The sequence below is a fragment of the Salinispora sp. H7-4 genome (genome assembly GCF_013416675.1).
Taxonomy (GTDB): domain Bacteria; phylum Actinomycetota; class Actinomycetes; order Mycobacteriales; family Micromonosporaceae; genus Micromonospora; species Micromonospora vitiensis.
This window is the reverse complement of the sequence record NZ_JABZED010000044.1, coordinates 59004-73372: the sequence shown is the minus strand read 5'-3', so window position 1 is coordinate 73372 and position 14369 is coordinate 59004. Positions and strand designations below refer to the sequence as shown.

The 14369-nt window shown below is 70.3% G+C and carries 14 protein-coding genes; 5 read left to right on the top strand and 9 right to left on the bottom strand.

Annotated elements, in window-relative coordinates; genetic code table 11:
* The 6 genes from H0524_RS17425 to pseB are packed head-to-tail and all read right to left on the bottom strand — an operon-like array spanning nt 1 to nt 6587.
* Entirely contained in the window at nt 1-1065 is a 1065-nt protein-coding gene (locus tag H0524_RS17425; protein WP_180199592.1) for a PseG/SpsG family protein, read from the bottom strand.
* Nucleotides 1062-1793: a cytidylyltransferase domain-containing protein gene (locus H0524_RS17420; RefSeq protein WP_180199591.1), complete on the bottom strand. Its 732-nt coding sequence runs from the start codon at nt 1791-1793 to the stop codon at nt 1062-1064. Before H0524_RS17420 ends, H0524_RS17425 begins: the two co-directional genes overlap by 4 nt.
* The gene (locus tag H0524_RS17415; protein WP_180199644.1) at nt 1790-3565 is read right to left on the bottom strand and encodes a class I SAM-dependent methyltransferase; all 1776 of its coding nucleotides are present in this window, start codon (nt 3563-3565) and stop codon (nt 1790-1792) included. Before H0524_RS17415 ends, H0524_RS17420 begins: the two co-directional genes overlap by 4 nt.
* A 22-nt stretch (nt 3566-3587) precedes the next feature.
* A complete protein-coding gene (locus tag H0524_RS17410; RefSeq protein ID WP_180199590.1) occupies nt 3588-4445 on the bottom strand; it encodes a hypothetical protein in 858 nt (285 codons plus the stop codon).
* A 10-nt stretch (nt 4446-4455) separates the two neighbouring features.
* Complete coding sequence (locus H0524_RS17405) at nt 4456-5604, bottom strand: DegT/DnrJ/EryC1/StrS aminotransferase family protein (protein WP_180199643.1); 1149 nt, start codon at nt 5602-5604, stop codon at nt 4456-4458.
* 5 nt (nt 5605-5609) lie between these two features.
* The gene (pseB, locus tag H0524_RS17400; protein ID WP_018725507.1) at nt 5610-6587 is read right to left on the bottom strand and encodes a UDP-N-acetylglucosamine 4,6-dehydratase (inverting); all 978 of its coding nucleotides are present in this window, start codon (nt 6585-6587) and stop codon (nt 5610-5612) included.
* 247 nt (nt 6588-6834) lie between these two features.
* On the opposite strand from pseB, the gene H0524_RS24990 reads away from it, so the two are divergent.
* Genes H0524_RS24990 through H0524_RS17375 form a run of 5 tightly spaced genes read left to right on the top strand, consistent with a single transcriptional unit; the run spans nt 6835 to nt 11467 of the window.
* Nucleotides 6835-7077, top strand: a complete 243-nt coding sequence (locus H0524_RS24990) for an acyl carrier protein (RefSeq protein ID WP_180199589.1) — start codon at nt 6835-6837, stop codon at nt 7075-7077.
* The gene (locus H0524_RS17390) at nt 7058-7810 is read left to right on the top strand and encodes an SDR family oxidoreductase (protein ID WP_018725509.1); all 753 of its coding nucleotides are present in this window, start codon (nt 7058-7060) and stop codon (nt 7808-7810) included. The genes H0524_RS24990 and H0524_RS17390 overlap by 20 nt, the downstream gene beginning before the upstream one ends.
* Entirely contained in the window at nt 7807-9204 is a 1398-nt protein-coding gene (locus H0524_RS17385) for an AMP-binding protein (protein WP_180199588.1), read from the top strand. The genes H0524_RS17390 and H0524_RS17385 overlap by 4 nt, the downstream gene beginning before the upstream one ends.
* Nucleotides 9198-10247 carry an acyl-protein synthetase gene (locus H0524_RS17380; RefSeq protein ID WP_180199587.1) on the top strand — a complete coding sequence of 350 codons (1050 nt, stop codon included), beginning with the start codon at nt 9198-9200 and terminating at the stop codon, nt 10245-10247. Before H0524_RS17385 ends, H0524_RS17380 begins: the two co-directional genes overlap by 7 nt.
* On the top strand, nt 10244-11467 hold the full coding sequence (locus H0524_RS17375; protein WP_180199586.1) for an acyl-CoA reductase: 1224 nt from the start codon (nt 10244-10246) through the stop codon (nt 11465-11467). Before H0524_RS17380 ends, H0524_RS17375 begins: the two co-directional genes overlap by 4 nt.
* A 51-nt stretch (nt 11468-11518) precedes the next feature.
* Here the strand turns inward: H0524_RS17375 and pseI are convergent, their stop codons facing one another.
* The 3 genes from pseI to H0524_RS17360 are packed head-to-tail and all read right to left on the bottom strand — an operon-like array spanning nt 11519 to nt 14171.
* The gene (gene pseI / locus H0524_RS17370) at nt 11519-12571 is read right to left on the bottom strand and encodes a pseudaminic acid synthase (protein WP_180199585.1); all 1053 of its coding nucleotides are present in this window, start codon (nt 12569-12571) and stop codon (nt 11519-11521) included.
* Complete coding sequence (locus H0524_RS17365; protein ID WP_180199584.1) at nt 12568-13071, bottom strand: GNAT family N-acetyltransferase; 504 nt, start codon at nt 13069-13071, stop codon at nt 12568-12570. The genes pseI and H0524_RS17365 overlap by 4 nt, the downstream gene beginning before the upstream one ends.
* On the bottom strand, nt 13068-14171 hold the full coding sequence (locus H0524_RS17360) for a glycosyltransferase (protein WP_180199583.1): 1104 nt from the start codon (nt 14169-14171) through the stop codon (nt 13068-13070). The genes H0524_RS17365 and H0524_RS17360 overlap by 4 nt, the downstream gene beginning before the upstream one ends.
* Between the last annotated feature and the right edge of the window lie 198 nt (nt 14172-14369).

Here is a 14369-nt window from a genome sequence, read left to right as displayed (position 1 = left end):
CTACCGTTGGCGGCCGGGCGCGGTCGCCCCGACCAGCGCCTGGACAGCATCAGCCACGCGGGCCCGGCCTCGTCCATCCACCATGGCCCAGGCCCGCGCGGCGAGTTCGGCCCGGTGTTCTGCGGAGGCGAGCAGCGTGCGCAGGGTCCGGACGGCGCTGGCGCGGGCGGAGTCTCCGGCCGGTCCGGTGGCGGTCAGCCCGGTCAGCTCGCCGAGCCCGGCGGCGACGCCCTCCCGGATCACCCGGTGGTACGAGTCGCGTTGGTTGTCGACCACGCAGACCAGCGCCGCGGCGGCGCCGAGGCAGCAGAGCTCCCAGGTGGAGGTGCCGGCGGCGGAGACCACCAGGTCCGCCGCGGCGATCAGCTCCGGCAACGTGTCGGTGGGCGGTACCGTCCGCACTGTTTGCCGGGGGGCAGGGCGTAGCGTCGCCAACTCCGCCCCGATCGATTCGCGGGCGACCACCACGGTCAGGTCCAACGGTTGCCCGGTGGCGAGTAGCAGCCGGGTCAGCGGCGGGGCGGCGTCGAACGCGTCGGTGCCGCCGAAGAAGGCGAGTACCCGGGGTCGGGCGGTCGGCGTCGCCGGGCGGGGAGCGGCTGGTCGCCGGTCGAGTATCTCCCTGCGGAGCAGGGCGTAGTTGGTGCCGGCGAGTAGCCGGTGGGCCGCTGCGCGACGGCCGGCGCCGAGGTTCTGGTCCAGGTACAGGTCGGCGTCCTGACCGCGGGTGTCCCCGTCCACCACGGCGAGGGTACGAATGCCCACCGCTCCCAGCGCCCCGGCGCAGGCCGGGTCCAGCTCGTACGAGTCCAGGACAAGCACGTCCAACTGGTGCTTGCGGGCCGCCGCCACCAACTCGCGCGGGGTGTCCGGTCCGGGGTGGTGCGGGATGCCCCGGTTGGCGAGTTGGCGGGCGGCCCAGTCCACGTCGGCCACGCTGCCGAGCAGTGCGACGTGGCCGTCTCGGGCGAGAAACTCCTCGCCCAGGGCGAGGCAGCGGATGAGGTGGCCGACGCCGCGACGCGCGCCCGCATCGCAGCGCAGGCCGATCCGGAGCGTCGTCACGCCTCCGCCAGCTGCTTCTGCCGGACGGCGGCGTTGAGGGCCCGCAGTGCTGGTTGGTCGGCCAACCAGTCAGCGAGCGTGGCCAGCGGCACGGTGACATCACCGAAGTGGTCGGCTATCGCGCTTATCAGGGCCAGGTCCTGTTCGGTGTCGAGGGTGAGTCTCAGGTCGGAGCGGTCCGGGGTGAGAGTCACCCCCAGCACCCGGAACAGTTCCGGATGGGTGTACGCGTACGAGGTGACGTGGACCCGGTGATGGTCGGTGGCGATCTGGTGCAGGGTCCGCAGCGCGTCCGCGTGGATGATCTCGACATCCATGCCGCGGGGCAGGGTTCGGGCGATGGAGGTACTAACGTAGTCGAGGCCGGGGACGGCCTGGTAGACGTCGGCGACGAGTCGGATGATCTCCGGGTCGAGGAGGGGACAGTCGGCGGTGAAGCGGGCCACCGCGTCGCCCGGGTGCGCGTCCAACGCGCCGATGAAGCGGCTGAGGACATCGTCCACCGGGCCGCGGTGGCAGGCGACGTCGAGTCTGGCGCACTCGTCCGCGACCGCGTCGTCATCGGGCTCGGTGCTGGTGGCCACCACCAGGTCGGACAGCTTCTCGCTCTCCCGGGCGGCCCGGACCACCCGGCCGAGGACGCTGCGTCCGGCGAGTGGCCGGAGCACCTTGCCGGGAAGCCGGGACGAACCCATCCGAGCCTGGACGACGCCGACGATGCCGCTCACCGTTGCCCACCCCGCACCGTCCGCTGGTTGGGCGCCTTACGTAGGCGTCGCTTCAGCGCCCTGAGGGCCCGTCTGGCCCAGCGGGCCGGGGTGATGACCAGTCGACCCAGCCGGAAGCTGACCGACCCGCTGAGGAGTTTGATCATGGCGTCGGCTCGGCGTAGCGCCCGCTCCCGGCTGGTGATCAGGTCTTCGGTCCAGCGCAGCACCGCCTGGATCCGGTTCAGTTCCTCGCGCTGGCGTAGCCACGCCTCGTGTAGCTGTTGGTAGCTTCGTGGGCCGGGTGGAGGCGAGTTCGGCTCCAGCGCGTCCAGCTGGTCCCGGAGCTCCTCCTGGCCTGCCGGGTCCAGGTCCGTCCGGGCGGCGACGAGCGCCGCCTCGGTCTCCACCGCCACCCGCACGGTGGCCCGGTCGAGGTTACGACCAGCCATCCCGCCCAGAACAACGGTGAGCCCGGCCAGGTCGAGAGTGGAAGACCAGGGGTGGGCGTAGCCGCCGGTCAGCAGGATGGCGGCGAACCGCCAGAGGCTGCGGGCCAGCGCGACATTCACCGGAAGTGGGGCGGCCGCCTGCCAGCTCGGGTCGAGTACGGCAAACCGGTCCCCGTCCACCACCACGTTGTCGACCCCGGCCAGCGCCGACGCGCCGGCGATCTGGCCGGCGACGGCGCCCGAGTCGAGCCAGTGGGCGTACCCGGAGAGTAGCGCCCGCAGCTGGTCCAGGTCCTGCCGGAGGCAGGCGTCCAACAGCAGGGTGCGCAGGAGGCGACCAGCCGGGACCGGCCCGGTCAACGCCCCGGGATCCCGGTACGCCGGACCGGTCTCCGGCGTGGTTCGCCGCAGCGGCTGGGTGAGTTGCCAGTGCCAATCCTGCCCGGCGGTCACCACCTCGATTCCCCCCAGGTCGGGCGGACCGGTCTGGACCAGCGCCACCGGCAGGTCGGCCGGCTCCACCGCCGGAAGCGGGCTGCGCCGGGCGTACACCACCCATGCCGGGGCGAGCCCCGAGGCCAGCCCGGCGTGCAGCGCGTCAACCGCCAGCCGGGCCGGGTCCTGAAGCACCGACCGGTCGGCGTAGCCGTCCGAGCAGGCATTGTGGAGCATGGCGTCGAGCAGGCCGGCGGAGGTCCCCTGGTCGAGCGCTTCGGTAGCCACCAGGGTGGTAACCGACTCCGGGTGCGGATACGCCGCGAAGAAGGCGCCTGGGGTGAGGCCGGCATCGACGAGGCGGCGGCGCAGCTGGTCGAGGTTGGCGGGGTGGCCCGCATCCAGCACCCCTTCCACGGTCCACCGGCTGTCGTCCCGGGCGGCATACCAAGGGGATACGTCAACGATCCGGTGCAGACCGACGGGGTTGTCCATGCGGAGCAGCAGGGTCCCGCCCGGACGTAGCCGGTCGGCCAGCATGGCCAGCACCCCGTCCCAACCGAGACGGGCTCCCTCGATGGATTCCACCGAATCCAGCCCGGACATGGCGACAACCACGTCGTACGTCTCGTCGGCGGGCAACCCGGCCGGGCCGCCGACGATCACTCGTACCGGGAGTGTGGCCGCGTGTTCGGCCAGCGCCACCCCGTCCAGGTGGCTGCGGAGCAGACAGGTCACCTCGGCGTGGGCCAGTCGGTCGAGGAAGCCGGGCGGGTGCGGCCCGGCCAGTAGCACCCGGGCACCGGCCGGCACCACCCGGGCGCCAAGGACGCCGAGGGGCCCGCCGTCGGTCAGCTCCTCGGTCGGTAGGTCGGACCACGCCAGCATCTCGCCGCCGGGGAGCATGATCGGCTGGGCTTGGTCAGTGTCAGTCGTCACGGTCGTTCTCCTGAAGATGCGCCCAGCCGAGCAGCTCGCGTAGCTCGGCCGGGGCGCAGCGATGGTCGGTGCCCAACTCGGCGCGGGCGATCTCGACGGCGGTCGACAGCGTGATCGACTCGCCGTGAAGTTCCGGCCACTGTCTGCGGATTCGGGCGGTGCCGCCGAAGGTCGGATCTTCGTTGGCGAGCACCATCGGGTCACCGTAGACCGCCGGTTCGCACCCGGCGGCGATGCCGTAGAAGATGGCGCTGGTCAGCCGGTTGGAGGCGACCCGCTGGTGCCGACGGAGTTCGGTGAGCTGCTTGTCGAGGAAGAGTGGGTCGGTGTCCCGCCACCAGTGGCCGCGGTAGCCGTGGCAGATGACCCGGAAGCCGGCCTTCTCGTAGAGCTGACGTACCCGGCGCATGCCGTACTCGTGCCAGTAGAGGCACACCGTCACCGGGCCGGGCTCGGTGTCCCGGATCCGGGCGATCAGTTCCTTGTGGTCGCCCTTGACATGCTGCCCCTCCCAGCCATGGAACGGGTACCAGATGGTGCCCTCCCGCACCGCCGGCATGGTCTTCGACAGTTGGGGATCCTGCGGACGCAGCGCGAGCAGGTAGGTGAAGGGTGCCCCGACAACGACGACGTTTCGCCGTCCCACCGCCCAGGCCCGGCGACGGGTCTGGGCGGACCAGAGCAGGCTCGGTGTCCGCTCGACGTACGGGTGGCCGGGTGCCAGCCCGTCGCCGATGTTCCAGCCGTGCTGGACATAGCCGTTGATCCGGGGCGGGTGCCGATCGCCGAACCCGCAGTATCGGGCGAGCACGTGGGCGTGGCCGTAAAAGTGGTTGGCGTGATGCATCGGTTCCGTCTCAACAAGCAGTGGTCGGCGCCGGTGCCCGCAGCGCGGCGGTGAGGGCGTCAACGACCCGCTCCTGGTCGGTATCGCTGAGCGTCGGGTACAACGGAAGGGAGAGCTGCTGGTCGTAGAACGCCTCGGCGACCGGACAGGACCCACGCCGGTAGCCGAGGTCGGCGAAGACCGGGTGGAGGTGCGCCGGAAGGTAGTTGACCTGCACGCCGATTCCGGCGGCCCGCATCCGGTCGTAGACTTCGCGCCGCCGCCCGTCCAGCACCCGGATCGGATACAGGTGCCAGGCTGGGCGGGCCCAGTGGCGGCGGGTCGGAAGCAGCACACCGGGCAGGTCGGCGAGCGCCTCGTCGTACCGCCGGACGAGCCGTTCCCGGGCGGCGCGGAACTCACCGAGTCGGCGCAGCTGGCTGCGACCAAGCGCACAGAGGACATCGGGTAGTCGATAGTTGAGGCCGAACTCGGGCACCTCCTGGTGCCAGCCGCCCTCGTCCGGCCAGCGCTGCTCGGCTCGGTCCCGGACCAGGCCGTGGTTGCGGAACCGGCGGGCGCGCTCCAGCATGGCCGGGCCGGTGGCCGCGACCGCGCCGCCCTCCGCCGTGGTGAGGTTCTTCGTGGGGAAGAACGAGAATGTGGTCAGATCAGCCAGCGAGCCGACCGGCTGACCGCGGTAGGCGGCACCGATGGAGTGTGCGGCGTCGGCGAGTAGGAGCGCGTCGCTGCCGGACAGGGCCGCACGAAGGGCGTCGTAGTCGGCCGGGTGGCCGGCGTAGTCCACTGCCGTCACCACCCGGGTCCGGGACGTGACCGCGGCGGCGGCCGCCGCCGGATCCAGGGTGAAGGTCTCTTCCTCGACATCGGCGAAGACCACCGTGGCGCCGAGGGCCACGGCGGTGCTCGCGGTGGCCACGAAGGTCATCGGCGGCACGACCACCTCGTCGCCGGGACCGACCCCGGCCGCCGCGTAGGCGGTGTGCAGCGCGGCGGTGCCGTTGGCGACCACCGCACAGCCGACTCCGCCGGTCCAGCGGGCCAGGTCGTCCTCGAACGCCGACACCTGGGGGCCGGTGGTGAGCCAGTCCCCACGGAGGACGGCGGCGACCGCGGTCACGTCGTCCTCGACGATGGACTGCCGGCCGTACGGGAGCATTGTCGTCACGCGGTGATTCCGAGCATGTCGCGCATCTGGTCCGGGGCGAGCCACAGGTCGTTGCTGTCCGACTGGTAGGCGAATCCGTCCGGCACCGGCTCGCAGTCACTCGGAGGCTCGTAGCCCCAGGTGGCGATGGTCGGCTGCACGATGAACCGGTCGGCGGCGCGCAGCGTGCGGCGGCTGTCGTCCGGCGCGATCATCTCCTCGTGCAGCTTCTCGCCGGGGCGAATGCCGATCTCGTGCGTGGTGGCCTCCGGAGCGACCGCCTCCACCAGGTCGAGGATGCGCATGCTGGGGATGCGCGGCACGAACAGCTCGCCGCCCTGCATCTGCTCAAACGAGTCCAGGACGAACCGGACTGCCTGCTCCAGCGTGATCCAGAACCGGGTCATTCGCTTGTCCGTGATGGGCAGGCTCCGGCCCTCGGCGGCGAGTCGCCGGAACAGCGGTACCACCGAGCCACGGCTGCCCATCACATTGCCGTAGCGGACCACGGCGAAGCGGGTCGGGTGGCCGGCGGCGTAGTGGTTGGCCGAGATGAAGAGTTTGTCGGCAACGAGCTTCGTCGCCCCGTACAGGTTGATCGGGCTGGATGCCTTGTCGGTGGAGAGTGCGATGACCTTCTGCACTCCAGCCTCGATGGCGGCATCAACGACGTGCTGGGAACCGGTGATGTTGGTGGCGATGAACTCCGAGGGGTTGTACTCGGCGGTATCGACCTGCTTGAGGGCGGCGGCGTGCACCACGAAGTCGATGCCGTGCATTGCCCGGGTGAGCCGGTGTCGGTCCCGGATATCGCCGATGAACCAGCGTAGCCGCGGGTCGTTGCCGAGTTCCCGACGCAATTCGTACTGCTTGAGCTCGTCTCGGGAGAGCACCACCACCCGAGCCGGTGTCGCCTGGGTGAGAATGTTTCGGAGAAATGCCTTGCCGAAGGAGCCGGTTCCTCCGGTGATCAGAATGGATGAACCGTCTAGCACGCTCAACTTTGGTACTCCGTTCCTGCTCATGCGGCTGCCGCGCTCGGGGGTATGTGGTTAGCGCTGGGGCGTGATCGGTCGGGCGCCGGCGCTTCCCGGTGCTGCACTTCGCCGTTGGCCGTGCGAATGCTAGCAGCTTTTAGGGCGGTCGCAGCAGTCCAGTTTGGCGCTCACGTTTGCGCAACCCTCTCAGCTACACTCGGCCGTCGACCCCGGCCGGGTGTGCCGGGCGATTAGGAGTGTCGCGGTGGAACTCGGACGACTAAGAAACGTTTTTAGGAAGTCCCTGGAAATTCCGAATGAATTTCCGGTGGACGACTTGGAATACCGGGGTAACGCGCAGTGGGACTCGCTCGCGCACATGTCCCTGGTCGCCGCGATCGAGGACGAGTTCGGGGTGATGCTCGACACTGACGAGGTGATCGACCTCAGCTCCTTCATCCGCGCGCAGCAGATTCTGGAGAAGCACGGTGTCGTCCTCGCCGACTGAACTGCCGGACCCGCGGTACGCGCTGATCACCGGATCGACCCGCGGGATCGGTCGCGCCATCGCGACCCGCCTGGCCACGGCGGGCTACGCTGTCGCCGTTCACGGCCGAACCATCGGCGACGCCGAGCAGGTCGCCGCGGCGCTGCCGGGCGGTCCGCATCTGGCGGTGCACGGTGACGTCGCGGACCCGGAGCAGGTCCGCGCGCTGATCCGGCTCGTGTTCCAGCGCTGGCGGCGGCTGGACGCACTCGTGGTCAACGCCGGTGTGCACGCGGCGGGTCTACTTGGTTCCGTCGCCGATCCAACAATCGAACGGCTCTTCTCGGTCAATGCGGCCGGCGCCGCGCACACCCTCCAGCAGGGCGTCCGGCTGCTGCGGCGGGGGCAACGCCCCGCGGCGGTGCTCACCGCCTCGGTGGTGGGTACGGCCGGCGCCGCGGGCCAAGCCGTCTACGCCGCCAGCAAGGCCGCGATTGAGGGGCTGACCCGGGCCGCCGCGAAGGAACTCGGCCCGGCGGGGATCCGGGTCAACGCGGTGGCGCCCGGCTTCATCCGTACCGACCTCCTCGCCGACCTGGACGCCGAAGGCCGCGCCGCCCGGGTCGCGGCCACCCCGCTGGGCCGGCTGGGGGAGCCGGAGGATGTCGCCGAGGTGGTGGCCTTCCTGCTGGATCCGGCGGCAAGCTTCGTGACCGGTCAGGTGATCGGAGTGGACGGCGGTCTCACCCCGTGAACGGCCTGCTGCACCCCGACGCCCGCCTGGTGGACGCGGCCAGCGGTGTCCCGCTCGGCGGCGTCGACCTGCAGGAGCGGGTTGCCGAGTTGGCCGCCGTGTTGGACCGGGAGCCGCCCGGGATGGTGCTGGCCGCCATGCCCACCACGGTCACCGCGGTGCTGCGGTTCCTCGCAGCGCTGGACGCGGGTCGCCCGATCGCCCTGGTCGATCCGCGAACCGACGGAGAGCGGCTGGCCGAGTTGACCGATCGGTTCCGGCCGGCGGTGCTGTTCGGCGATGCCGCGCCGCTGCCCGGGTATCGCGCCGGACCGGACCTGCGGCTGGGCGGCTACCAGCGCCGTACCGGGGAGGCCGGGCCGGCCCCGCACCCAGACCTGGCGCTGTTGCTGACCACCTCCGGCTCGACCGGCAGCCCCAAGCTGGTCCGGCTATCTCAGGCGGCGGTGCTGACCAACGCCGCGGCCATCAGCGCGGCGTTGGGGATCGATGGTGCCGAGGTCGCCTCGACCAGCCTGCCGCTGCACTACACCTTCGGGCTGTCGGTGCTCACCAGCCACCTCTACGCCGGCGCCACCGTGGTGGTCGAGGAGAACGCCCTCACGACGCGGAACTTCTGGTCCAGCCTGGACCGGTATCACGTCACCTCGCTGGCCGCGGTGCCATACCAGTACGAGATGCTGCGCCGGCTTCGTTTCGACCCCGTCCGCCACCCCCGGCTACGGACGCTCACCCAGGCCGGCGGACGGCTGAATCCCGACCTGGTCGAGGACTTCCACCGCCGGATGGCCGCGGTTGGTGGCCGGTTCTTCGTCATGTACGGGCAGACCGAGGCCACCGCGCGAATGACTGTGCTGCCCGCGGACCGACTGCCCGCGAAGCTCGGCTCGGTGGGTGTTCCGGTGCGCGGTGGTGCGATCACTGTTAACCCTGGCGACGGATCCGAGACGACCGAGCCGGGGCGCACCGGCGAGATCGTCTACCGGGGCGCCAACGTCATGATGGGGTACGCCGAGACCGCCGCGGACCTGGCCCGCGGCGATGACCTGGGCGGGGTGCTGCGTACCGGCGACCTCGGCCGGCTGGACGACGAGGGATTCCTGTACCTCACCGGCAGGATCAAGCGGATCGCCAAGATCTTTGGAGTGCGGGTCAACCTCGACGACGTCGAGCGGTCCCTCGCGCAGCATGGCCCGGTCGCCGCCGTGGCCGGCCCAGACCGCCTGGTGCTGGTCGCTGAGGGCGCCGACGACGACCGGCTGGCCCGGATTCGCGCCGAGGCCGCCGCGGGGCTGGGTACCCACTCCTCCGGCATCCTGGTCCGCAGCGTTGCTGCGCTGCCGCTGACCGCCACCGGAAAGCCTGACTACCGAGCCCTGGAGGACCAGTGCTGACCGACGTGTTCACGCTGCCCCAGCCCGACAAGGAGAAGCGGCTACGTGACGAGCTGAACGCCCTGGTGTCGCACCACCGGCGGTCCTGCCCGCCGTACGCCCGGATCCTGGACGCACTCGATCTCCGCGGCGAGGCGGCGACGGTGGCCGAACTACCCTGGCTGCCGGTCCGGCTGTTCAAGACCAAGAAACTGGTGAGTGTTCCGGAAGATCAGGTGATCCGGGTGCTCACCTCCAGCGGAACGACCGGCGAGGTGAGCCGGATCCACCTCGATCGCGAGGCGGCGGCCACCCAGTCCCGGATGCTCGCCCGGACCCTCGCGACGGTGCTCGGCCCGCGCCGGCTACCAATGCTGGTGGTGGAGGGTCGTGGCGTGGTCGGCGACCGCCGCTCCTACTCTGCGCGGGGCGCGGGTGCCCTCGGCATGGTGAACTTCGGCCGGGACCACCACTGGCTGCTGGACGCCGACGATCGACCGGACGTCGAGGCGCTGCGGGCCTTCCTGGACCGGCACGGTCGTACGCCCTTCCTCATCTTCGGGTTCACCTTCATGGTCTGGACCTACCTCTACGAGGTGGCCCGCGAGCACGGACTGGACCTTTCCCAGGGCACCCTGGTGCACTCCGGCGGCTGGAAGAAGCTCGCCGACCGGGCGGTCGACAACGCCGAGTTCCGTCGCCGCTTCGGCGTGGACACCGGTCTGACCCGGATCCACAACTTCTACGGGATGGTCGAGCAGATCGGCACCGTCTTCCTGGAAGGGCCGGAGGGCGGCTCGCTCTACTGCCCGGACTTCGCCGATGTGATCATCCGGGACCCGGTGACCTGGCAGGAGGCGCCGGTGGGCACGCCGGGGATCATCGAGGTGCTGAGCACCCTGCCCACCTCGTACCCCGGGCAGGTGCTGCTCACCGAGGATCTGGGCGTGGTGCACGGGATCGACGACGGGCACTGGCCCGGTAAGCGATTCAGCGTGCTCGGCCGGCTGCCCCGCGCCGAGGCGCGTGGCTGCAGCGACACCTACCCAGGAGGTACGCCATGACGCTACGGATGCGTTTCCCCGCCGGCGAGGCCGTCTCCGTGCCGGACCTGCTGGCACCGGATGAGGCGGAGCCGTTGGCTGTCGGAGATCCGCGGATGGTGGACTTCCTGGCCGCGGTCGCCAACCGGCTACTGACTCCGGCGTTGGCCCGGCGGCACCCCGAGCTGGGCTCCCTCGGCTTCTTCCTCCGCCGCCGGGAACTACTGGGCGCGATCGAGCGGCTGCACTCCACGCTCGGGCCGGACACGCTCGTCTTCCCCCGCGGGCGGGTGTTCCACGTCCCGCCGGCCAACGTAGACACCATTTTTGTCTACTCGTGGGCGCTCTCCGCGCTGGCGGGTAACACCAACGTGGTCCGGGTGTCGCCGCGTTCCGCGGCGGCCGCCGAGACGGTACTCGAGGTGCTCAACGCCAGCCTCGCCGAGGCCGACCCGGTGGTGGCGCGTACCCAGCTCATGGTCACCTACGGCCACGATGACGCGGTGACCGCCCAGCTGAGCGCCACCAGCGACCTGCGCGTCCTCTGGGGCGGGGACCGGGCGGTGGAGAACCTTCGACGGCATCCACTCGCGCCGGCAGCCCGGGACCTCACCTTCCCTGATCGGTCCTCCTTCGCCATGCTGTCGGTCCCCGGCTGGGCGGCGGCGGCGCCACACCGGCGGCGGGACGCGGCCAAGGCGTTCGCCAACGACGCGTACTGGTTCGATCAGGCGGCCTGTGCCTCGCCACGTACCGTCTTTCTGATCGGTGCGGCGGAGCAGGCTGAGGAGGTCCGGGCCGAGTTCGTCGCCCTGCTGGACGACGTGGTCCGGGAGCGCGGCTGGGACGTGGATGCGGCGATGGCGGTGGAGCAGCGGGTCGGTGCGTACGGGCTGGCTGCCGACGGGGGAGTGCGGCGGATGGTCTTCCACCGCAATGCCCTGGCAACCCTGGAACTGGCCGAGGTCTCCGCCACCCCGCGGCACTGGCTCGGCGCCGGCACCTTCCCCTTCGTCACAGTGCCGGACCTGACGGAGCTGGTGCCGTTCGTGCGTCGCCGCGACCAGACCCTCACCCACTTCGGTTTCGCTCGGGACGAGCTGACGGCGCTGGCGCGGAGCCTGGGAGGGCGGGGAATAGACCGGATCGTGCCGTTCGGCGCGGCGTTGACCTTCGCTCCGGTGTGGGACGGTCACGATTTGCTGCGGGAGTTCGTTCGGCTGGTCACGGTCAACGACTGAGGACGGCTGGGGCCCGGGTGACGAGCACCCCGGGCCCCGTTCGAGTCCGATTTAGATCTGCTCCCAGCCCAGCGGGGTGCCGCGTTCCACGTCCCGGGTGAAGGTGCGCCCGAGCACCCGGTCCAACTCGTCCGGGTGCAGGCCCCCGGCCGGTCGGATGGATCGGATGTTCGCGCGGGTAACCGGCTCTCCGGCCCGCACATCGGCGATCACGTGCAGCGAGCGACGGAAGCGCAGGCCCTCACGTTCGGTGGGGGTGGGGCCGACCACCGCACTGCCCATCGCCGCCCAGGCGCGCTCGGTCTCCACCCGCAGCGCGGCCAGCTCGGCCGGTTCCAGCGAGAAGTCCGAGTCCACGCCCCCGTCGGCCCGGGCCAGCGTGACATGCTTCTCGACCAGGCAGGCCCCCAACGCCACCGAGGCCACGGGTACCCCGATCCCGGGTGTGTGGTCGGAGAGGCCGACCGGCAAGCCGAAGGCGTCGGCCAGCACCGGTATGCGGCGCAGGTTACTGTCCTGCGGAGGCGCCGGGTAGGAGGCGGTACAGGCGAGGAGCACCACGCCGTCGGCGCCACCCTCGCGGGCCGCCCGGACCGCGGCGTCGATCTCCGCCATCGTGGCCATCCCCGTGGAGATGACCAGTGGTTTGCCGGTGCTCGCGACCAGCCGGATCAAGGGCAGGTCGACCAGTTCCGATGAGGCGATCTTGTACGCCGGGGCGTTCAGCTCCTCCAGCAGCTCCACCGCGGTGCGATCGAACGGCGAGGAGAAGACCGTCAGTCCGTGCTGGCGGGCCCGCTCGAAGAGCGGTCCATGCCATTCGTACGGCGTGTGTGCCCGCTGGAAGAGCTGGTAGAGGTTCTCGCCACCCCACAGGTCATGCCCGTCGGAGATGCGAAAGGCCGGGCTGTCGTGGTCGATGGTGATCGTGTCCGGCGTGTACGTCTGCAGCTTGAGTGCGTGGGCGCCGCTCGCCGCCACCGCGTCCACGATCTCCAGTGCCCGGTCCAGGCTGCCGTTGTGGTTGCCGGAAACCTCAGCGACCACGAGTGGCGGCTCGCCGGGCCCCACCAGGTGCGGCCCGATCTTTACTGTGCTGCTCATGCTCTCCTGCTCAGTTCTGTCCACACCACCTGGTGCGGTTTACCGTCAATGTCCCGTTCATAGCGTCGGACGACCCGGAACCCGAAGCGGCGGTGTAGCGCCAGTACCGGTTGGTTGTCGGCCAGGGTCTCCCCGCCGAGGGTTCGGGCCGCTAGTGATTCGAAGGCGTGCGCGATCGCGGCCTGCTGTAGCCCGATCCAGGCGGGTAGCAGCTCACGGCGTTCCTCAAGGCCCACAATGTCCAGGTAGAACCCCCAGGTCAGGTCCTTGTCCTGGGAGGCGACGCCGGTGAAGGTCACGACGCCGGCCGGCTTCCCACCGTGCAGATAGATGAGCACCCGGCGGTCGGGCTCCTCCCGCACCGCCGACCACCAGGCCAGGTGTTCCTCCGGAGCGATCTCGTGCTGGGTCAGGCTCGTGGCGCGTACCTGGGGGTGGTTGCGCCAGCGCCGCATCCGGTCGAGGTCTTCGGAGCCGGCCGGACGCAGGGTCGCGGTCATCGGGAAGCCGTCAGCGGGTCAGGCTGCTGCTCGGCGGAGGTCGCCGGGAGGCCGGCGGACACGACGGTGCCGGAACCCGACGGGGGCCGCCTGGCGAGCCGGTGCGCGGTGCGCAGTGCGGTGTAGAGCAGGTAGCTGTTCGTCGCAAGGAGGCGATGCTTCAGGCCCCGCACCCCGCCGGGGCGAGGATAGCCGCCGGCCGGCCGGTAGCGCCGGTACTGGGCGGCCGCACTACGGAAGAAGGGGCGGCGCAGCTTCGCGGGCATTCGATGGTCGTTGCCCACCACCACGAGCAGGTGACTGACCATCAACCCGAACAGGTCGGCGTGCAGTCTGGTCTCCTGGGGATAGGTGGTGAACAACCATTCGAATAGTCGTCTGTATTGGTGGAACGCGTCGAAGTGTCGTTCGCTGGGGGTGGCGGTGATTGCGCCGGGTCGGCCCAGGCGGTAGTAGTAGCAGGCCCGATCGAGTACCGCGATCCGCTCCGCCGTGATGAGCAGCGGGTGACTGAATGGGATGTCCTCGTACCAGCCGGGAAAGAAGAGCAGGCCCAGATCGTCGAGGAAGGATCGGCGGATTACCTTGTTCCAGGCGGTGTGTTGGACCCGGAGCAGTTCCGGGCGCTCGTTCAGCCGGACACAGCCGTTCACCTCGCGGAGGAGCGGGCTGCTGGCGTCGGGCTCTTTTCGGCCGTCGTGGTGTACGCGGAGATGGTCAAGTAGCAGCACGTCCGGTCGATCGGTGCGCAGCCGCGCCAACACCGCTGGCACCGAGCCTGGTGGCAGCCAGTCATCGCTGTCCACGAACCAGACGTATCGACCGGTCGCCGCCTTCAGCCCAGCGTTCCGGGCCAGGCCGAGCCCCACGTTGTTCGGCAAGGTGACCGTACGCGTCGCTGGTCGGCGGTTGGCGTAGGCGTGCAGCAACTCGCCGCACCGGTCGGGGGAGGCGTCATCAACCGCGACCACCTCTACGTCGGTGACGTCGGCGTCGTTCAGCCCGGCAAGGATCGAGTCGAGGCAAGTATATAGATATTCCTCGACGCGATATACGGGGACGATCACGCTCAGCAGTGGCTGTCGAGTATTGGTGACCACCCGGAGAGGTTAGCGGGAACAGGTGGGGGACTGTTGGTGCGCGGGATGAGAGTTTCTTGAACGGTTTTGGAGCACCAGGTTAAGAAATGATTTTCGCGATTTTGACGCCGAAGGTGCGTTCGGAAGTGCCTCCCGCCGCGCGGGACCTATGGAGCTCACCCCATAGGTCCCCACCGCCGTCGAGCAGCAACTCCGCAG

What these genes read in the sequence shown, in the direction of transcription:
- H0524_RS17375 (WP_180199586.1), top strand. Translation starts at nt 10,244, where the DNA reads ATGACGCTACGGATGCGTTTCCCCGCCGGCGAGGCCGTCTCCGTGCCG.
- H0524_RS17365 (WP_180199584.1), bottom strand. Translation starts at nt 13,071, where the DNA reads ATGACCGCGACCCTGCGTCCGGCCGGCTCCGAAGACCTCGACCGGATG.
- H0524_RS17405 (WP_180199643.1), bottom strand. Translation starts at nt 5,604, where the DNA reads ATGCTCCCGTACGGCCGGCAGTCCATCGTCGAGGACGACGTGACCGCG.
- H0524_RS17415 (WP_180199644.1), bottom strand. Translation starts at nt 3,565, where the DNA reads ATGCTCCCCGGCGGCGAGATGCTGGCGTGGTCCGACCTACCGACCGAG.
- H0524_RS17410 (WP_180199590.1), bottom strand. Translation starts at nt 4,445, where the DNA reads ATGCATCACGCCAACCACTTTTACGGCCACGCCCACGTGCTCGCCCGA.
- pseI (WP_180199585.1), bottom strand. Translation starts at nt 12,571, where the DNA reads ATGAGCAGCACAGTAAAGATCGGGCCGCACCTGGTGGGGCCCGGCGAG.